Genomic DNA, 19,332 nt, shown 5'->3' with positions numbered 1-19,332 from the left:
GCGAACGCCCGGCTTCGTCGTGCAGGAGCGCATCAGTTGGTCGCGTTCTTGTACTTCTCGTGCATCGCCTTCGAGTAAGCGGTCGGCTCGATGCCCCACTTCTTCTCCTCGTTGACGATGAAGCCGGTCTTCATCCAGTCCTTGGTGGCGTCCTCGACCGCGGCCTGGAGCGTGGTGTTGCCCTGCGCCACTGCCATCATCCACGGGGCGTCGAGGATGCCCTTGAGCGGCAGCGCGTAGTTGGCCTTCCAGTCGTCGTCGAGCAGCTTACCCTGCAGCATGCTCTGGTCGTAGACGTAGCCGATGCAGTTGCCCTGCTTGAGCGCGAAGAGCGGCTTCTCGGATCCGTCGAAGGCGACGATCTCGGCCCCGTAGGTCCGCGCGACGTCCTTGTTGTACCACGCCCCCGAGGTGGCGCAGACCGGCTTGCCCTTGAGCTGCGCCCAGTCGGTGATGCCGGACGACTTGGGCAGCAGGACGTTCACGAAGTCGGAATAGTAGTTCGGGTCGATCGCCTGCACGACGCGGCGGCGCTCCGGCTTGTCCGACAGGGTGGCGATCAGCAGGTCGACCTTGCCCTGCTGCAGAAACTCGATCCGGTTGGCCGAGACGACCGGCACGAGCTCGAGCTTCACGCCCAGCCGTTTGGCGAGGTCGGCGGCGAGGTCAGGCTCCAGGCCGATGATCGCCCCGCTCGGGTCGCGGAAGCCGAACGGCTTGTAATCCGCCTTCACGCCGACGATCAGCGTCCCGCGCGTCTTGATCGCGTCGACGCCGTCGGCGGCCGCGGCCCGCCCGGGCAGCGCGACGGCCGAGAGCGCCGCGAGCGCGGCCATCGCACCGCTGGACATAAGGGTGCGGATCGTGAGGCGCATCGGATCTTTCCTGCTCGGGTCGACTGATCTTGGCATGGTTTCAAGCAATCCACGAGCCATTAGCCAGCTCATCAACCGAAACGTGCCAGTGCGAAGGGCCTGAGATCGACCGTGACGCCCGTCCCGGCCAGATCCGCCGCGACGGCCTCGCCGATGCCGGCCGAATGCTTGAAGCCGTGCCCCGAACAGGCGGAGACCACCGTGACCCGGTCCATCGCGGGATGCCGGTCGATGATGAAGCCGCGGTCGGGGGTCACCGTGTAGACGCAGGCCGCGGCCTGGACGACCTCCGGGGTCGCGCCGGCCAGCCGGTTCGCGACGCGCAGCCGGTACATCTCGTCGGATTCGGACGGATCGACGCGGCGCTCCACCCCGTCCGCGGTGGTGGTGGTGCTGTACTGCTCCGTCGCGACCTTGATGGAGCCGTCCAGCGGCGGGAAACCGTAGAGGTATTCCGTGTCGCTCGTCCCGTACATCCAGATGAAGACTGGTGAATGCGGCCCGTAGGCGGTGTCATCCGCCAACGCGTACCAGTGCAGGAGCTGACGGCGGATGGTCAGGAGCCGGTCGAACGGGCTCCCGAGCAGCGGCGCCGTCCAGGCCCCCGCGGCCACGACAGCGCGGTCGGCCAGGATGGTCCCCTCCTCCGTCTGGATGCGGACGCCACTCCCGTCCTGCTGCAGCCCGACCACCGCGCAGCTCGTGCGGATCTCGGCACCCGCGGCACCCGCGCGACCGAGCTGGGCCGCGAGGCAGCGCTCCGGAAAGACGTAGCCGCCGCCCGGCTCGTAATAGGCCTTCTCGTCGCCCGCGAGGTTCAGGAATTGCGGGAACCGGCGAGCCACGTCCGCACCGGTGAGCACCTCGTGGACAATGCCGGCACCCTCCGCGGCGCTGATGGAGCGTCCGACGAAGTCCGGCTTGCCGTGATGCGAGGAGACGCCGTGGCCTGGGGCCATGACGAGGGCGCCGCAGGCGTTCAGCAGGGTCTCGCCCGTCTCGGCCTCCAGCTCGCGCCAGATGCGGTGCGAGGCGGTGACGAAGGGCACGTAGTCGGCGCCCTCACCGACCGCCTGCCGGGTGATCCGCGTCTCGCCGTGGCTGGACCCGAGCGCGTGGGGCGGGGCGAAGCGGTCGAGCCCGATCACCGCGGCGCCCCGCTTCGCCAGCTGGTAGAGAGCGGCGCTGCCCATCGCGCCGAGTCCCAGGACGGCGACGTCGTAGCGGCGGCTCACGGCCGGCACTCCCGCTGGCTCACGGGACGGGACGCCGCCGCAGTGCGGCAGGGGAGCAGATCGGCAGATCGAGGCATCCGAAGGCGGTCTCGCGCGGCACGGGATAACGGCACACAGAATGAAGGATGCCGGGCGGCGCGTTTGACTGCAACGGACGGTTTCCTGCACGTTTGAGCCATCGGGTGACGGAGGGCGCGGGTGAGATGGATGCGGAGACCGGGGACCGGCCGCAGGAGATCGGTTTCATCCTCGTGCCCGGGTTCGCGCTGCTATCCTTCGCCTCGGGCTGCGAGCCGTTCCGCGCGGCCAACGAGCTTGCGGGGCGGCCGCTTTACCGCCTGCGCTATTTCGGCGAGGCGGAGGGCCGGGTGGCCGCCTCATCGGGTGCGGAGGTCCCCACCGAGGCGCTGCCGCGCCTGCGCGGCCACCTCCACACCCTCTTCGTCTGCGCGGGCGGCGAGCCGACCGAGTGGGACAGGCCCGAGATCCACGCGACCCTGCGGCGGATGGCCCGGCTCGGCGTCCGCATCGGCGGCATCTCGGGCGGTCCGTATCTCATGGCCGCAGCGGGCTTGCTGGCCGGTCGCGCATTCACGCTCCACTGGGAATATGCCGGCGCCACGGTCGAGACCTTCCCGGACGCGCGCCTGAACCGGGCGCGCTACGTCGCCGACGGTGATCGCCTGACCTGCGGCGGCGGCGTCACCCCCCTGGAGATGGCCCACGTCCTGATCGCCGAGCGCATGGGTGAGGCCTTCGCCCGCCGCGTCTCCGACTGGTTCCTCCACACCGCCATCGGCGCCGCCGACGACCCGCAGCGGGCCTCCGCGGTCGAGCGGTACGGGATTCACCATCCGGCCCTGCTGGCGGTGCTGGAAGCGATGGAGAAGACGGTGGAGGCGCCGCTCAGCCGCCTGGCCATGGCGCGTCTCGCCTCGATCAGCCCGCGCCACCTCGACCGGCTGTTCCTCGAGAAGCTCGGGCTGAGCTTCTCGGCCCAGTACAGGACCATCCGCCTCTCCCATGGACGGCGCCTGCTGCGCCAGAGCCCGCTCAGGATCGGGGAAATCGCGACGGCCTGCGGCTTCTCGAGCGCCGCCCATTTCGCGCGCTGCTACCGGTCCCAGTTCGGCTGCAGCCCGTCCGCGGAGCGAGCGTGACGTCCGCCCGGGCAGTCCGAGCGGTCAGTCCCGGGCGCCCGGGAGAGCCGTCGGATCGGCGGGATCCTCCCGGCGCAGCGCGACGCCGCTGGTGCCCTGGGCCAGCATCGCCCGCAGCAGCGCCTCCATCTGCCCGGCGGCCGCCTCGACCGCCAGGCCGTCCTGCCGGATGTTCGAGATGCAGTTGCGCCGCGAGTCGGGCAGGCCCGGCTCCGGGCCGAACGTGACGTAGCAGCCCAGGCTGTCCGAGGCCGACAGGCCCGGACGCTCCCCGATCAGCACCACGACGCAGCGCGCGCCGAGCCGCGCCCCGATCGGATCGCCGATCGCCACACGCCCTTGGCTCGCAACCACCACGGGCGCCAGCCTCCAGCCGGCCCGCCGCACCCGCGCCGCCAGCGCCGCGGCCGCCGGGACCGCGTTCAGCGCGACCGCCGTGGCCGACAGCCCGTCCGCGATCACGATGGCGACGTCGAAGCCCTGTCCGTGCCCGTCGAGCCCGGCGAGCAGCGCGGCGGACTCCGCATCGAGGCTGCGGCCCCGGTCCGGTCGACGCAGGTACTCCGCCCGGTCGGACACGGCCGAGCGGACCTCCACCGAGTCCAGGCCCTGCGCCCGCAGCCCTTCGCGGATCGCGGCCGCGTCGAGGGGCGTCCACACCGCCTCGCGGGCGCGGGCATGGTCGAGGCCGAAGGCGAGCGCCGCGCCGGTCGGGAGGCCGGCGCCGTGCGCGCCCAGCGCGATGCGCGCCTGGGTCAGCCCGCGCAGGTCGCGCAGCGTCGGGGGCCCTGGGCGCGCCGGCTCTTCGCTCACGCCGCTCTCCCGGGCAGGAGCCGGGACGCCTCGGCCAGGGCCGGGGGCAGCGCGCCCGTCGCGCTGGCCAGCCGCCCCTGCGCGTCCGTGATCCGCACATCCCGCAGCCATGCCTCGAATTCCGGGGCCGGACGGCGACCCAGGGTCTCGCGGGCGAAGACCGCGTCGTGATGCGACAGCGACTGGTAGTTCAGCATCACGTCGTCCGCCCCCGGCACGGTGATGACGAAGTTGACGCCGGCCGCGCACAGCAGGGTCAGGAGCGCGTCCATGTCCTCGCCGTCGGCATCGGCGTGGTTGGTGTAGCAGACGTCCACGCCCATCGGCAGGCCGAGCAGCTTGCCGCAGAAGTGGTCCTCCAGCCCGGCGCGGATGATCTGCTTGCCGTTGTAGAGGTACTCGGGGCCGATGAAGCCCACGACCGTGTTGACGAGGAGCGGGTCGAACTCTCGCGCCACCGCGTAGGCGCGCGCCTCCATGGTCTGCTGGTCGACGCCCCAATGGGCGTCCGCGGAGAGCGCTGAGCCCTGGCCGGTCTCGAAGTACATGAACTGACCGCCCGCCGGGCAGCGGCCCAGCGACTGCGCCGCCTCGGAGGCCTCGCGCAGGACGGCGAGGTCGACGCCGAAGCCGGCATTGGCCTTCTGCGAGCCCGCCACCGACTGGAACACGAGATCGACGGGTGCCCCCCGCGCCATGGCCTCGATCGCCACCGTGACGTGGCCGAGGCAGCAATGCTGGGTCGGCACGTCGAGGCGCAGCCGTAGGGTCTCCAGGAGCTCGACGATGCGGATGTAGTCCGGCAGGGAATCGGTGGCCGGGTTCACGCCGATGACCGCGTCGCCCGAGCCCATCAGCAGGCCGTCGAGGGCCGAGATCAGGATGCCCTCGGACGAATCGGTCGGATGGTTCGGTTGGTTGCGTGTCGCGAGCCGGCCTGGCAGGCCGATCGTCGAGCGGAAGCACGTCACCACCGGCCGCTTGGCGGCGACCGCGACGAGGTCCTGCAACCGGCAGATCTTCGAGACCGCCGCGACCATCTCGGGCGTGAGTCCCGGCGATAGGGCGGCGAGCGCCTGCGCATCGGCAGCGGGCGAGAGCAGCCATTCGCGGAAGGCGCCGACCGTGAGGGACGACACCGGCGCGAAGGCACCCGCATCGTGTCGGCGGGCGATCAGGTCCGAGACCTCGTCCTCATCGGAGGGGATCAACTCCTCGGCCAGGAAGGTCTTCAGCGGCAGGTCGGCGAGGGCAATCTGCGCGGCCAGACGCTCCACCGGGCCCTCCGCGCAGAGGCCGGCGAGCTGGTCGCCCGAACGCTCCGGTGTCGCCTTGGCGAGCAGGCTGCGCAGATCGTGAAAGGTGAAGCGTGTGCCTTCGATCGTCGTCGCGTAGGCCATGGCGGTCGCTCCCGGCGCGCTGTCGGACGTCAGGTAACCCGATCCTGCCGGATTTCGAGGCCGCCAGGGAGCCGGACCGGCGCAATCGGGGCGCAATCGGCGAAACCGCCGCCTTCCGTCCCGGATCTTGCGCCACCTCGCCTGCGTCGGGCGCGGCGCATGCCCGTCCTCAGGCCGGCAGCACCACCACCTTCGTCTTCACCGGGGTCCGAGCGTAGAGATGGATCATGTCCTGGCTGAGCAAGCCGACGCAGCCGCTGGTGATGCCCGTGCCGATCGATTCGGCGTCGCTGCTGGCGTAGATCGTGTAGAGTGTGTAGGCGCCGTTCTGGTACAGGTGGAGCGTGCGGGCGCCGAGCGGGTTGTCGAGGCCGCCGGGCATGCCGCGGGCGTATTTCGCGGCCTCGGGCTGGCGCCGGATCATCTCCTTGGGCGGGGTCCAGGTCGCCCATTCGGACTTGCGGCCGACATAGGCGTCGCCGTTCCACAGGAAGCCCTGGCGGCCGACATTGGCGCCGTAGCGCGTGGCGGTGCCGTCACCCTCGATGCGGTAGACGTAGTAGTTGGCGGGATCGACCACGATCGTGCCTGGGGCTTCCGACGAGGCGTACTGGACGGTCCGCCGATAGTATTTCGGGTTGACCTTGCTGACGTCGACCGCCGGGATCGGGAACTTCTCGTTCGGCATCGGCCCGTAGGTCTTGGCCGCCTCGGCCATGAGCAGGGTGTCGGTCGTCCCGCACCCACCGAGCGAGAGGGCGCCGATCCCGAGGGCCGAGCCGGCCAGGAACGACCGGCGGCTGAGAAGCCCCGCCTCGCGCCCGGGGCGCCCGCGCTCGTCGAGCCCGTCGGCCTTGCGATCGTCCGTCATCATCGCCCTGGACTTCCCTGTCCTGCAGCCTGGCGCGACCGCGCGGCGTGCCTGCGTCGCACGAACGGCCAAGCTTGAGAGTGCCGCGCGCCAGCGCGCCTGGCAAGCTTATCTCTACAAAGCCGAGAGCAGCCGAAATGCGTCGCAAATGTGGTCGATCCTCGCGGTCTCCAGACTTCGTCGCCGAACATTCGTGCCGAATGCGCCGGGCGTACTGTGGCTGCCTGCGCGGCCGTCCCGGCGCAATCCAAGTCCGGTCGGCGGAGTCAGAACTGCACGCCGCGGGTCAGGCTGCCGTCCACCACGAGGTTGGTGCCGGTGATGAAGCTCGCGGCCGGACTGGCCAGGAAAACGGCCGCGCGGGCCACTTCCTCCGGTCGCGCCATCCGTCCGGTCGGGTTCAGCCGGAGCGCCTCGGCGAACAGCGCCGGGTTGCCGGTCTCGATCTGGTGCCAGACGCCGCCCGCGAAGTAAGTGTTGCCGGGCGAGACCGAGTTGGCGCGGATGTTCCGGGGCGCGAGCTGGAAGGCCAGCCCCTGCGCGTAGTGGATCAGGGCCGCCTTGAAGGCACCGTAGGGGCCGGCCGCGAAGTCGATCTCGCGCCCGGAGACGCTGGAGATGACGACGATTGCGCCGGCCTCGGAGCGTTCGAGGAACGGCATCGCCGCCTCGACCGCCGTGACGGTGCCCATCATGTCGACGGCGAAGCCGCTGCGCCACGCCGCCTCGTCGCTGCCGACCGCCAGCGCGCTCACGTTCGGCACCACGATGTCGAGGCCGCCCAGCTCCTCCGCGGCCTCGGCGACCCAGCCGCGCAGGGCCGCGGCGTCGGCGACGTCGAGGGCGCGCCCGGTCGCAGCCACGCCCTTCGCGCGCAGGGCGTCGACCTTGGCGGCGACCTCCGCGGCGTTGCGGGCGCAGAGGGCGACGGACGCCCCCTCGTCAGCCAGGAGGTCGACGATCGCCCCGCCGATCCCCTTGGTGCCGCCGGTCACCAGCGCCCGGCGGCCTCTGAGCCCGAGATCCATGCCATCCTCCTCCGTCGCCGATCAGGCGTGGGCGATCGCTTTCGTGATCGAGGCGCCGAGCGTGTATTTCGGGTCGACCATGTTGCCGAGCCGCACGCGCCCACATTGCGTGAGCAGCATGTAGGCGTCGATCTCGTCGAATCCGAAATCGGCCGCGAGCCAGCGGATCAGCTCCCGGTAGGCGATGCGCGCCGCATCCTCCATCGGGCGGGACGAGCCGATCGTCATGTAGAAGTCTTCGGTCTCGAGCCGCGGCCAGCGGAAGGTCCAGCCCTTGATCAGGTCGATCTGCACCGTCGTGTGGGTCGGGTGCTCCACCGCAACGCCGCACAGTTCGCCGTCGCCCTGCGCGGCGTGGCAGTCGCCGAGGTAGAGGAGCGCGCCCTTGGCATTCACCGGCAGGTAGATCACCGCGCCGACGCCCACGTCCGGAAGGTCCATGTTGCCGCCGTAATAGTCCGGCTGCAGCGAGGAGATCGCCTCGATCTCCGGCGAGGTGCCGATCGTGCCGATGAACGGCTGGTAGGGCAGCGTGATCCGGTCGTTCCAGCGCACGCCGGTCTCGGCCGTGACCTCGAGCTTGCGCACCCGTTCCGGGAGCGGCGGATTGAGGAGCGCGGTGTCGCCGGTTGCGACGAGGCCGCCGAATTCCGGCATGATCAGCGTCGTGCCGCAGGGCTGCGGGCCACGCGGCCGGATCGAGCGGATCGCCACCGCGAGGCAGTCGCCCTTCTCGGCGCCGTTGACGTAGATCGGCCCGTTCTGCGGGTTGAGGTAGGGGAAGTTCAGGATCTGCGTCGGGCTGTCGGTCTCGTGGCGGATCTTACCCTCGAAGGCGTCGTGGGTCTCGACGGTGACGACGGCGCCGGGATCGACGGTCAGCACCGGCTCGGCGAAGGGGCCGTAGACGTAGTGGTAGCGGCCCTGCTCGGCCTCGGTGATCGTGTGCTCCCGGCCGGGCTTGCCGCCGGCGACACCCTTGCGGGCCATGATGGACTGGTCGAGCCACTGCATGGTCGTCTCTCCCTTGGTTGTCTGTTGGGTCGTCAGACGGCGAGGTGGCGCCGCACCAGGTCGCGGTCGTCGAGGTCCCGGGCCGTCAGCTCCGCGACGATCCGGCCCTTGTCCATGACGTAGCTGCGCTGGGCCATGGCGCGGATCAGGTCGAGGTTCTGCTCCACGAACACGATCGTCACCCCAGTGCGGCGGTTGAGATCGACCAGGGTGCGGCCGATCTGCTGCACCACCGAGGGTTGGATGCCCTCGGAGGGCTCGTCGAGCAGGATCAGGGCGGGTCCGCCGACGAGAACGCGGCCGATGGCGAGCTGCTGCTGCTGGCCGCCCGAGAGCGTCCCGGCCCGCTGCCCGCGCCGCTCCCGCAGGATCGGGAACGGCCCGAAGGCGCGCTCATAATCCGGCCGTTCGCCCTTCGGCAGCAGGGAGGCGCCGACCGTCAGGTTGTCGGCGACGCTCATGCGCGGGAAGACGTCGCGGCCCTGGGGAACGTAGCCGATGCCCAGGCGGGCGCGCCGGTGGGCGGCGAGCCCCTCGACCGCCGCGCCCCGGAACGCGATGCCGCCCGCGGAGGCAGGCAGCAGCCCGACGAGGCTGCGCATCAGCGTCGATTTGCCGACGCCGTTGCGGCCGATCACCGCCACGATCTCGCCAGGCTGGACTGCGAGGTCGACGCCCTGCAGGACGGGCTTGCCGCCGTAGCCGGCGCGCAGGCCGGTCGTCGCGAGGAGCGGCTCAGGCATCGGCGACGCTCCGCAGCGGCGGCGCGTCCGCCTCCCCGAGATAGATCGCGGCGACCCGCTCGTCCGCGATGATCGCGTCGGTGGTGCCCTGGGCGAAGATGCGCCCGACATGGAGAACGGTCACCCGCTGGGCGATCTGCCGGACGAAGGCCATGTCGTGCTCGATGGCCAGCACCGCGACGCCGTCGCGGTTGAGTGCCTGCACCATCGCGCCAGTGGCGAAGGTCTCGTCAGGCGACATCCCGGCGGTGGGCTCGTCGAGGAGGAGCAGGCGCGGCTTGAGGCTGATCGCCATGCCGATCTCCAGCCACTGCTTCTGCCCGTGGCTGAGGTTGCCGGCGCGGTCGGAGGCCGCCGCGGTGAGGTTGAGGAAGGCGAGCAGCCGGCGGATCTCGGCACCGAGCGAGGCGCCCTCGAGATGGTGCTGGAGCGCAATCTCCAGATTGTGGGCGACCGACAGGCTCGGGAAGATGCCCGGCACCTGGAACTTGACGCTCATGCCCCGGCGGATCCGCGCGAACGGCTTGAGCGCGGTGATGTCCTCGCCGCCGTAGAGGATCTGCCCCCGCTCCGGCGTGTACTCGCCGAGCAGCAGGCGGAAGAAGGTGCTCTTGCCGGCACCGTTCGGCCCGATCAGGCAGTGGATCTCCCCCGCCGCGAGGGCGAAATTCACGTCGTTGGTGACGTGCAGCCCGCCGAAATGCTTGCTGAGATCGCGGGTTTCGAGGAGCGGAATCATCGGCCCGCCTCCCGCCGGCGCAGGCGACCGAGCCCGCGCAGGGCCGCCACCACGAGGCCGTCGGGGGCCGCCAGCACCACCACGACGAGGAGCAGGCCCATCACCACCAGGGCGTACTGGCTGCCGTAGATCGTCAGCGCCTGGAAGCCGCCGAGGACCAAGAGCGTGCCGATGAGCGTGGCCGTCAGGTCGCCGCGGCCGCCGACCGCAACCCAGATCACCGGCAGCGCGGCGGCGGTGAGCCCCATGCTGGAGGGCGTGATGTACTGGCCCCAGGCCGTGTAGAGGGTGCCGCTCAGGCCCGCGAGGGCCGAGCCGATCACGAAGGCGGCGAGCTGGTAGCGCCGCACGTCGTAGCCCAGCATCTCGGCCCGTTCCGGGTTTTCGCGGATCGCCACCAGCACGTTGCCGAACCGGGCGTTCACCAGGATGCGCAGCGCGAGGTAGACGGCGATCAGGAGGCCCAGGAGCCCGTAGTAGAGGGCGACGTCGGGAAACAGCACGACGTCGCCGTCGAACCACGGCACGGTCAGGGGCGGCATACCGCTCATGCCGTTGTAGCCGTTGAGGCGTGCCGCCCCGATCTTCCATTCCGGGCCGGCGGTCTGCGCCATGAAGCGCTCCAGGGCGAGCGTCACCGACAGGGTGATGATGCCGAGGAAGACCCCGCCGATCCGGCCGAAGAACAGGAAGTAGCCGAGGAGCGCCGCCATGACCGCCGAGAGCGCCACGGCCAGTACCAGCGCCGCCAGGGTGAAGCCGTAGGCAGCGCCGACATTGAGGGTCAGCACCCCGTAGGCGTAGCCGGACAGGCCGAAGAAGGCAGTCTGGCCGAAGCTGAGAGCGCCCCCGTAGCCCCAGATCAGGCACAGGCCGAGCGCCATGAAGACCCAGCAGAAGAAGTAGGCGGTGTTGCCGACCGTGTAGCCGTCCGCGAACCACGGGTAGGCGATGGCGGCGGCGACCACGAGGGCGAAGGCGGTCCAGAAGGCAGGCCCGCGTCCCAGGGTCTGCGGGCCTTCGAGGCGCCGGAGGAGGGTCAACGCCATGGCCTCAGACCCGCTCGCGCAGGATCAGGCCCGAGATGCCCCGCGGCAGCACCCGGATCACCAGGATCACCGCGACGAGGAGGCCGATCTGCCCGAAGAGCTGGCCCTGCCACGTCGTGAGCAGCGCCCGCACCGTGCCGAGCACGAGGGCCGCGGGCGCCGTGCCGAGGAAGATGTCGGCGCCCCCGACCACCACCGTGACGAAGGCCTCCATGATGAAGGTCGTCCCCATGGTCGGCACGATGGTCATGGTCGGCGCGTAGAGCCCGCCCGCGAGGCCCGCCAGCGCCGCGCCGAGGCCGAAGGTCAGGGCGTAGACGGTGCGCGTGTCGACCCCAAGGGCTTCGGCCATGTGCGGCACTTGGATGGTGGCGCGGGCGAGCGTCCCGAAGCGGGTGGCGTTGAAGGCGAGGTAGAGCCCGGCGAGCACCGCGACGGCGGCGACCATCAGCACCACGCGGTAGGTCGAGTAGGAGTAGCCGCCGACCGTGAAGCTGCCGAGCGGCGTGCCGATTCCCGGCATGCTGGAGCCCAGCAGGATCAAAGTGCCCTGCGTCGCCGCGAGGCTGATGCCCCAGGTCGCCACGATGGTGTCGAGGGGCCGCCCGTAGAGGTGGCGGATGACGAGGCGCTCCATCACCATGCCGACGGCCCCGGCCGCGAGCGCGCCCGCCAGGATGCCCAGGGGCAGCGGCAGCCCGGCCCGCGTGCTCGCCGCCGTGACGTAGGCGCCGCACATGATCAGCTCGCCGTGCGCGAGGTTGATCACGCCCATCATGCCGAACACCACCGCGAGGCCGCAGGCGGAGAGGACCAGGAACGAGAACGCGTCCCCGATCTGGTAGAGGAACGTGAAGGCGTGGGTCAGCAGGTCCATGCGGAGGCCCGATCGTAATGGCTTGGGGGCCGGGGCCGGGGCCCCGGCGGTGTCGCGTCGTCTCCGGCCCGGGACCGAGGCGCGCGGATATCGGTCCCGGCAGGTCAGGGCTTCGGCGGGTTGCTCGGCGTGTACTGCGCCATCGGATCCTTCTGCGTCAGGTCGCAGCCGGCCTTCCCGAGCCAGTAGGGCTGGATGTTGTCCCAGGTCTTCGGGAAGGAGATCGCGTGCTTCTCGTCGACCTTCGCGAGGTAGATCGTGTGGGAGGCGTGCTGGCTCTTCGGATCGATGCAGACCTTGCCCTCCGGCGCGTCCACGCAGACATCGCCCGCCGCGATGACCTTGCGGAGGTCGGCGCGCTTGGTCGAGCCGTTCGCCCGCTCGACCATCTGCTTGTAGAGGTAGACCGCGAGGTACGAGTTCTCGGCCTCCTGGTTGACGTAGGGCTCGTTCGGGAACTTCGCCTTCCACTTGGCGAGGAAGGCCTTGCTCGACGGGCTGTCGACCTCCTCGATGTAATTCGTGGTGACGTACATGTTGGCGAGGCTCGGGGGCTGGAAGCGCTTGTGCTCGTAGCCCTGGCCGATATTGACCGAGGAGCCCATCGGCACCTTCAGGTTCGCGGCCGCCGCCTGCTCGTAGTAGGAGGCCTGCGCGGTGCCGACGAGCAGGGTCATCAGGATGTCGGGCTTGGCCTTCTGGATGTTCTGGATCGTCTGCGAGAATTGCGACACGCCGAGGGGGATGAACTCCTCTCCGACCATCTCGCCGCCATTCTCCTTGACGATGTTGCGCACCCACTCGGCCGAGATCTGACCGAAATTGTAATCGGCCGCGATCGTGTAGACCCGCTTGCCGAACTTCTCCATCATCCACGGGATCAGCGTCGAGAATTGCTGCTCGGGCACCGCGCCGGTGACGACCATGTGTCCGTCGCAGACGCCGCCCTCGTACTGGTTGTTGTAGAAGGCGAAACCGTCGAGCTGGTCGACGATCGGCCGGTAGGCCTCGCGGGACGCGCTGGAGAAGCCCGCGAAGACGGCGTTGACCTTGTCGCGCTGGAGAACCCGGCGCATGAATTCCTGATAGCGCGTGTTGTCGGACTGCGTGTCGTAGATCACGAGTTCCAGCTTCCGGCCAGCAATGCCGCCGGCGGCGTTGATCTCGTCCGTGGCGAGCTGGATGCCGTGGACCTTGCCGATCGTGGCCAGCGCGAAATCACCGGACTGATCCTCGAGGACGCCGAGCTTGATCGGATCGGCGGCGCGAGCCGTGGGGGCGGCCAGGGATGCGCTCGCCAGCATGGCGGCCGCGAAGGCGGACCGGCGGGATCCGCGGGGCATTCTCGGCATCGGGGCGTCCTCGTCTTCGTGGGGGGCAAAAAAACTTCAGGACCGGGCGAGGCGCGGCGTCACGGCGGCCGCCGCGATGGACGGACGGCCCTGCACGAGCGCCTCGCAATAGGCTTCGAGGGGCTGGCGGGCGCGCATCGCGTCGCGGCGGAGGGCCTCGTAGGCCGCATCGTCGTCGAGGCCGTGCTCCTGCATCAGCCGCAGGATCGCCTTGACGACGTGGCGCCGGCCGCGCCGCCGCTCCTCGTGGCGCGCCAAGCGCTCCTCGAGCACGCGCCGTCGGTTGTGCTCGTTCACCGCGAGGAACAGAGCGGCATAGACTGAGGCGCCGTGGATCGGCTTTCGCAGGAGGCCGGTGGCGCCGAGCTGGAGCAGCCCCTTGAGCCGGCTTGGCGCCTCGACGCCCACGAGCCCGACCACCGGGACCGGCGGCAGGTCGGAGACGGCGCTCGCCGCGAGGCCCGGCAGCGGCAGGTCGCCGTCCACGATGACGATTTGGTGCTCGGGGTCGAGGATCCCGAAATCGAGCCAGGGCGCCTCGCCGGCCGGGACGACCGAGGCCACGGTGAGCCCGAGTTTCATCAGGGTGCCGGCGAGAATATCCGTCACCGTGCTCGGCGGGACGATCAGCAGGGCCTGCGCGCCGCTGAAATTCTGGATCAAGCGCGGATTCGTCATGGCACCACCCGCAGGCGCGGTCGCCGGCTCACAGGCACGACGCGCGGGTCGCTGCGTACCAGATAGGGATCCGGCGCCACCGGCTCTTCCGCCTGAGCCACGATGGTGAACCGGGAAGCCGCCGTCGACAGGCCGATCCGGGGCGTCAGGCAGGCGTGGAGCGTTGTCTCGTCGAGACGCACCGGTCCCTGCGGCGCGTCGAATCCGTCCGCGCAGGCCGCCCGACGCACGGTCGCGGCGTCCTGCGTGCCGGCCCGCGCCAGTGCCCGCGCCAGGAGATGGACCGCGATATACGAGGATTCTGTATCCGCCGAAGCAGTCGGTCCTTCGGGAAAACGCGCCGCATAGGCTGCCGTGAAGGCGCGGTTCCGGGGCGTGTCGATCGAGGTGAAATAGACGCTCGACGACAGATGGCCGTCGACCGCCTCCGGTCCAATCGCCTCCAGTTCCGGTTCGGCGAGGCTGCAACTCGCCACCGGCATCGTGCGGGGCTGGTCGATGCCGCGCGCGCGGCAGGTGCTGCGGAAGTCGCGGAAGAAGTGGTACGCCGACGTCCCGATCAGGGTGTTGAAGATGAAATCCGGCTTTGTGGCCAGGATCGCCTCGATTACCTGCTCGAAGGCGGTCTCGCCGACCGCGAGATAGCGCTCGCCCGCAACCTGGCCGCCGGCGATCGCCAACGTCTCACGCAGGATCCGGTTGTTCTCCCACGCCCAGATGTAGTTCGATCCGACGCAGAAGGCCGTGCGCCCGCCTCGTTCAAGCAGGTGCCGCACCAACGGGACGATGTGCTGATTCGGTGCTGCGCCGGTGTAGACCACATTCGCCGAGGTCTCGAACCCCTCATAATGCGACGGATACCAGAGCAAGGCATCCCGTTTCTCAAAGATCGGGATAATCTCCTTGCGGCTCGACGAGGTGTAGCAGCCGACGACGTGGCGGATGCCTGCGTCGAGGAGCCGCTCGGCGCCAGTGACGTAACCGCCGAGGGCGCCGAGCGGGTCGCAGATCACAGGCTCGAGGATGAGTTCGCCCTCGGCATTCACCTCCTCGACCGCCAGCAGCGCGCCGTTCAGCATGGCGCGCCCCACGAGACCATAGGGACCCTCCGCGGAGAACAGGAGGCCGATGCGGTGATGGCTGAGGCCCATGCAATCCTTCAGAACGCAAAAAGCCCGTCAGTGCGTGAGCACTGCGGGCGGCATCGCCGGAAAAGATCGAGACGTATTGGCGCGAAACTGGGCAGCCTTGCCCCGCGCCTGAAAACTAGGCTCTTCGGTTATAGGGGCGGTGTCAAGTCCCAAACAGTTCTTTCAGACATCTGGCCTCGCGCATCTCTTCGGCACGGTTCATCCGGCTCTCTCGGCCTGACCCCGATCATCTCCGTCCACGGAGCGCGTCAGCTGCCCCGATAGGTCGCGTAGCTCCACGGGGTGACGAGCAAGGGGACGTGATAGCGCCCGGTCGGGTCGGAGACCCCGAAGCGGACGGGGACGACATCGAGAAAGGGTGGCGATCCTTCCGGGCCTGATCGAGCGAAATAGGCGCCGATGTGAAACAGCAACTCGTAGGTGCCGGCGGATAGAGTCGCGTCGTCCAGAAGCGGTCCGTCGGTGCGCCCATCGGCATTGGTGACGGCCGAGGCGACACGCTCGGCCGTGCCGTCGGCAGCGAGGCGGCGCAGTTCGACGGTGACGCCTGCGGCCGGCTTGCCCGAAGTGGTGTCCAGCACATGCGTCGAGAGATGGCCCATGGTGACGAATCCTATCGGTGACCCCTCCGACGGCCCGCGCGCACGATGAGGGCGCGCGAGACGAGCACGCAGAACCCCGCAGGCGCAAGCCGAAAGAAGGCCGTCATCGCGCGAAGCCCTCGGGAGATTCCGCCCCTTGGCCGTCGAACACCGCATCGGCCCGCCTGCGCGGATGCGATGGCTGGCCGAGCTGCTGTTTCCAGAGAAATCTCGACGACAGGCCGGCCGATTATTCCGCCTTCCGGAATCATGAACTGCGCAGAACGGGCATTCCGCCGACACTGCGCCGGCGGCATTCTTCTGAAACGGCGCGGGGCACTCCCGGCCCGTGACGGAGAACCGCCATCATGAAGCTCTATCACCACCCCCTCTCGGGCCATGCACACCGGGCTCGCCTGTTCCTGTCCCTGGTCGGCGCACCGCATGAACTGATCGAAATCGATTTGAAGGCTGGTGAGCACAAGAAGCCGGGTTTCCTCGCGATGAACCCGTTCGGCCAGGTGCCGGTGCTCGACGACGACGGCGTGATCGTCACCGATTCGAACGCGATCCTCGTCTACGTCGCGAAGCGGCTCGGCCGGTCCGATTGGCTGCCTGAAGATCCGCAAGGCGCGGCGGCGGTGCAGCGCTGGCTGTCGGTCGCGGCGGGCGAACTCGCCTATGGCCCAGCCGCAGCGCGACTGATCACGGTCTTCGGCGCCAAGTTCAATCCCGCGGAGGTGATCGCCCGTGCGCACACGCTTCTGGCGCGGCTCGAGGCGCACCTCGCCGGCCGGGATTGGCTCGCGGGCGGGAGGCCGACCATCGCGGATGTGGCGATCTACAGCTACATGGCCCGCGCGCCGGAGGGCAATGTGGATCTGTCGGGCTACCCGAATGTCGGGGCGTTCCTGCGCCGGATCGAAGACCTGCCTGGCTTCGTCCCCTTCGCCAAGACCCCAGCCGGCCTCACCGCCGCGGCGTGACGGGCCGGCCCGGGCGCACCCGCGCCCGCGAGCGGATTCGAATGGAGGGCGCAAAGATGGATGAGGGACAGACCTTTGCGAAGCTGCCGACATGGCATGCCGGCGAGACGTCCATTCAGGAGACGGTCGGCGCCGCCGACCGGATGGAGATGATCGGTCAGAGGGTGGTGCGAGATTACATGCCCGACCAGCACCGCGCCTTCTACGCACAGATTCCCTTCATCGTGCTCGGCAGTGTCGATCAGCGCGGCGACGCCTGGGCCACGCTCGTGGCCGGCAGCCCCGGCTTCATCACCTCGCCCGCGCCCACGGTCCTCGACATCGCCGCCCGGCCCGGGCCAGGCGATCCCGCGGCCCAGGGGACACAGGACGGCGACGCAATCGGCCTCCTCGGGATCGAGCTTCACAGCCGCCGACGCAATCGCGTCAATGGGGTCGTCCGGTCCAGAACCGGCGGGATCCTGCGGCTCGACGTCGATCAGAGCTTCGGCAATTGTCCGCAGTACATCCAGCTCCGGGACATGACCTTCGTCGGAGACCCGACCGTGCCGGTCACGGCTTCGGTCGAGGAGAGCGTGGATCTCGACGAAGCGGCGCGCGGCCTGATCACGGCGGCCGACACGTTCTTCGTGGCGTCCTACGCCGAGCGCGAGGGCCGGCGCCAGGTCGACGTCTCGCATCGCGGCGGCAAGGCGGGATTTGTCCGCATCGCCGCGGACGGCGCGCTGACCATTCCCGACTTCGCCGGCAACCTGTTCTTCGCCACCCTCGGCAACATCCTTCTCAACGGCAAGGCCGGCCTCGTCTTCGCGGATTTCGAGACGGGCGAACTTCTGCACCTGACCGGCGACGCCACGGTGATCCTGAACTCGCCCGAGATCGCCGCCTTCCAGGGCGCCGAGCGGCTCTGGAGCTTCAGGCCGCGCCGGGTCATCCGCAGGCGCGGCGCCCTCCCTCTGCGCTGGTCGTTCCGGGCGGATGGCTGGTCGCCGAACGCATTGATGACCGGCGACTGGGCAGAGGCCGCCGACCGAGTCCGGGCGGCCGCCCGCGCGACCCAGTGGCGGCCATTCCGGGTGACGAAGATCGTCGACGAGAGCCGCTTCATCCGGTCCTTCCACCTGGTGCCGGATGACGGCGCCGGACGGCTTCCGCACCGGGCGGGCCAGCACCTCCCGATCCGCGTGACGCTGCCCGGAGCGGATGCGCCCGTCATCCGGACCTACACGCTCTCGGTCGCCCCCTCGGACACGAACTACCGCATCAGCGTGAAGCGCGAGGGGATCGTGTCGGGCCATCTCCACGACCGCATCCGGGTCGGGGACATCATCGAGGCGCGCGCGCCCGACGGGGGCTTCACCCTCGATGCCCACGAGGGGCGCCCTGCGGTGCTGCTGGCCGGCGGCGTCGGGATCACGCCGCTCCTCGCGATGCTCCGGCACGTGGTCTACGAGGGACTGCGCACCCGCGACATTCGGCCGACCACGCTCATCTACGCCGCCCGCTCGCGGGCGGACCGCGCGTTCGACAGGGAGCTGTCCGAGCTGGTCGCGGCGGCGCAGGGCGCAGTCCGGATCGTGAGCGTCCTCAGCGACGTCTCGGATGCCCAGGCCGGCATCGACTACGAGGCCGCCGGCCGGATCGACATGGCCCTGCTCACGCGCATCCTGGCTTTCGCCGATTACGACTTCTACCTGTGCGGACCGTCGGCCTTCACCCAAGCGCTCTATGACGGGCTGCGCGGCTACAACGTGGCAGATGACCGGATCCACGCAGAGGCGTTCGGTCCCTCTGGGCTGGTCCGCAAGGGAACGCCGGGGATCGCCGCGCCACCTCGGCCGCCGGCCGCCACCGAGACCGTGCCGGTGACCTTCCTCGACACCGGCAAGGAGGCGCGCTGGACGCCGGATTCCGGCAGCCTCCTCGACCTCGCCGAAGCCCGCGGCCTCGCACCCGCATTCAGCTGCCGCGCAGGAAGCTGCGGAACCTGCCGCACCAGGCTGCTCGCCGGCGCGGTGACCTATCGCAAGGAACCGAGCGCGGCCTTGGCCGAGGACGAGGTGTTGATCTGCTCGGCGGTGCCCGCTGAGGGAACGGACCGGGTGCAGCTCGCGCTGTGACGCCCCTGCGCGTCCGGTACGCTTCACCCCGCTCCGTTTTGCACCTTCCTGGATCGTCGGCGGCAGATCATTCTGCGCTGCCTCGACATCAAGCCGGGGCCATTCTCTTCACCCCGCAAAGCCAAGGAGTACCCCATGTCCCGTCCGCCGCTGCCGCCCTTCGACGAACAGAGCGCCATCGTAAAGGTCCGCCTCGCCGAAGATGGTTGGAACAGCCGCGATGCCGCCAAGGTCGCCCTCGCCTACACGACCGATACCCGCTGGCGGAACCGCGCCGAGTTCCTGAACGGGCGGCAGGAGGTGGAGGCGTTCCTGACCCGCAAGTGGAACCGCGAACTCGAATACCGCCTCATCAAGGAACTCTGGGCCTTTACCGGCAACCGGATCGCCGTGCGCTACGCCTACGAGTATCACGATGATAGCGGCCATTGGTTCCGGGCCTACGGCAACGAGAACTGGGAATTCGCCGACGACGGTCTGATGCGCTATCGGCACAGCAGCATCAACGAACTGCCGATCACGGAAGCGAACCGCAAGTTCCACTGGCCGCTCGGGCGCCGGCCGGACGATCATCCGGGCCTGAGTCAGTTCGGCTTCTGATCATCCGGCCACCAGGCCGGTGCGGGAGGCCAACCGGATGTCAGCGTCGCGATGCGGCCT

At 69.7% G+C, this 19,332-nt stretch carries 19 protein-coding genes; 4 read left to right on the top strand and 15 right to left on the bottom strand.

Annotated elements, in window-relative coordinates; genetic code table 11:
- Positions 1–32: 32 nt before the first annotated feature.
- Together CIW48_RS12635 and solA are read right to left on the bottom strand one after the other, a co-directional pair.
- Positions 33–875 carry a transporter substrate-binding domain-containing protein gene (locus CIW48_RS12635; RefSeq protein ID WP_149311086.1) on the bottom strand — a complete coding sequence of 281 codons (843 nt, stop codon included), beginning with the start codon at positions 873–875 and terminating at the stop codon, positions 33–35.
- Between the two features lie 71 nt (positions 876–946).
- The gene (solA, locus tag CIW48_RS12630; protein ID WP_149311085.1) at positions 947–2,110 is read right to left on the bottom strand and encodes an N-methyl-L-tryptophan oxidase; all 1,164 of its coding nucleotides are present in this window, start codon (positions 2,108–2,110) and stop codon (positions 947–949) included.
- Positions 2,111–2,313: 203 nt separating this feature from the next.
- Between solA and CIW48_RS12625 the strand changes: the two genes are divergently transcribed.
- The gene (locus CIW48_RS12625; protein WP_149311084.1) at positions 2,314–3,270 is read left to right on the top strand and encodes a GlxA family transcriptional regulator; all 957 of its coding nucleotides are present in this window, start codon (positions 2,314–2,316) and stop codon (positions 3,268–3,270) included.
- Positions 3,271–3,294: 24 nt separating this feature from the next.
- On the opposite strand, the gene eutC is transcribed toward CIW48_RS12625, so the two are convergent.
- The 13 genes from eutC to uraH form a co-directional block, all read right to left on the bottom strand.
- Positions 3,295–4,083, bottom strand: coding sequence for an ethanolamine ammonia-lyase subunit EutC (gene eutC, locus CIW48_RS12620; protein ID WP_149311083.1), 789 nt, complete (start codon positions 4,081–4,083; stop codon positions 3,295–3,297).
- Positions 4,080–5,483: an ethanolamine ammonia-lyase subunit EutB gene (locus CIW48_RS12615; protein ID WP_149311082.1), complete on the bottom strand. Its 1,404-nt coding sequence runs from the start codon at positions 5,481–5,483 to the stop codon at positions 4,080–4,082. Before CIW48_RS12615 ends, eutC begins: the two co-directional genes overlap by 4 nt.
- Before the next feature lie 169 nt (positions 5,484–5,652).
- Complete coding sequence (locus CIW48_RS12610; protein ID WP_149311081.1) at positions 5,653–6,357, bottom strand: L,D-transpeptidase; 705 nt, start codon at positions 6,355–6,357, stop codon at positions 5,653–5,655.
- Between the two features lie 263 nt (positions 6,358–6,620).
- On the bottom strand, positions 6,621–7,382 hold the full coding sequence (locus tag CIW48_RS12605) for an SDR family oxidoreductase (protein WP_149311080.1): 762 nt from the start codon (positions 7,380–7,382) through the stop codon (positions 6,621–6,623).
- Positions 7,383–7,403: 21 nt separating this feature from the next.
- The gene (locus CIW48_RS12600) at positions 7,404–8,396 is read right to left on the bottom strand and encodes an acetamidase/formamidase family protein (RefSeq protein WP_050731620.1); all 993 of its coding nucleotides are present in this window, start codon (positions 8,394–8,396) and stop codon (positions 7,404–7,406) included.
- A 32-nt stretch (positions 8,397–8,428) separates the two neighbouring features.
- Entirely contained in the window at positions 8,429–9,139 is a 711-nt protein-coding gene (locus CIW48_RS12595) for an ABC transporter ATP-binding protein (protein WP_149311079.1), read from the bottom strand.
- Positions 9,132–9,875, bottom strand: a complete 744-nt coding sequence (locus CIW48_RS12590; RefSeq protein WP_149311122.1) for an ABC transporter ATP-binding protein — start codon at positions 9,873–9,875, stop codon at positions 9,132–9,134. The genes CIW48_RS12595 and CIW48_RS12590 overlap by 8 nt, the downstream gene beginning before the upstream one ends.
- Entirely contained in the window at positions 9,875–10,927 is a 1,053-nt protein-coding gene (locus CIW48_RS12585) for a branched-chain amino acid ABC transporter permease (protein ID WP_149311078.1), read from the bottom strand. Before CIW48_RS12585 ends, CIW48_RS12590 begins: the two co-directional genes overlap by 1 nt.
- A 4-nt stretch (positions 10,928–10,931) precedes the next feature.
- On the bottom strand, positions 10,932–11,804 hold the full coding sequence (locus tag CIW48_RS12580; RefSeq protein WP_149311077.1) for a branched-chain amino acid ABC transporter permease: 873 nt from the start codon (positions 11,802–11,804) through the stop codon (positions 10,932–10,934).
- Positions 11,805–11,908: 104 nt separating this feature from the next.
- Positions 11,909–13,108, bottom strand: a complete 1,200-nt coding sequence (locus CIW48_RS12575) for an urea ABC transporter substrate-binding protein (RefSeq protein WP_246695223.1) — start codon at positions 13,106–13,108, stop codon at positions 11,909–11,911.
- Between the two features lie 84 nt (positions 13,109–13,192).
- Positions 13,193–13,834: an ANTAR domain-containing protein gene (locus CIW48_RS12570; protein ID WP_149311075.1), complete on the bottom strand. Its 642-nt coding sequence runs from the start codon at positions 13,832–13,834 to the stop codon at positions 13,193–13,195.
- Positions 13,831–14,985, bottom strand: a complete 1,155-nt coding sequence (locus CIW48_RS12565; RefSeq protein WP_149311074.1) for a transporter substrate-binding domain-containing protein — start codon at positions 14,983–14,985, stop codon at positions 13,831–13,833. The genes CIW48_RS12570 and CIW48_RS12565 overlap by 4 nt, the downstream gene beginning before the upstream one ends.
- Positions 14,986–15,233: 248 nt before the next feature.
- Positions 15,234–15,587 (bottom strand): hydroxyisourate hydrolase, encoded by a 354-nt coding sequence (gene uraH / locus CIW48_RS12560; protein WP_149311073.1) that lies wholly within the window; start codon positions 15,585–15,587, stop codon positions 15,234–15,236.
- A gap of 347 nt (positions 15,588–15,934) precedes the next feature.
- On the opposite strand from uraH, the gene CIW48_RS12555 reads away from it, so the two are divergent.
- The 3 genes from CIW48_RS12555 (at position 15,935) to CIW48_RS12545 (ending at position 19,272) form a co-directional block, all read left to right on the top strand.
- Positions 15,935–16,552 (top strand): glutathione S-transferase, encoded by a 618-nt coding sequence (locus CIW48_RS12555; RefSeq protein ID WP_149311072.1) that lies wholly within the window; start codon positions 15,935–15,937, stop codon positions 16,550–16,552.
- Between the two features lie 56 nt (positions 16,553–16,608).
- Complete coding sequence (locus tag CIW48_RS12550; protein ID WP_149311071.1) at positions 16,609–18,672, top strand: pyridoxamine 5'-phosphate oxidase family protein; 2,064 nt, start codon at positions 16,609–16,611, stop codon at positions 18,670–18,672.
- Positions 18,673–18,807: 135 nt separating this feature from the next.
- Complete coding sequence (locus CIW48_RS12545; RefSeq protein ID WP_149311070.1) at positions 18,808–19,272, top strand: DUF1348 family protein; 465 nt, start codon at positions 18,808–18,810, stop codon at positions 19,270–19,272.
- Positions 19,273–19,332: the final 60 nt, after the last annotated feature.

Origin of the sequence: Methylobacterium sp. P1-11 (genome assembly GCF_008329595.1) — a bacterium.
Classification (GTDB): Bacteria; Pseudomonadota; Alphaproteobacteria; order Rhizobiales; family Beijerinckiaceae; genus Methylobacterium.
Note: the sequence above shows the minus strand (reverse complement) of the source record. Positions and strands in the feature narration are given on the sequence as shown.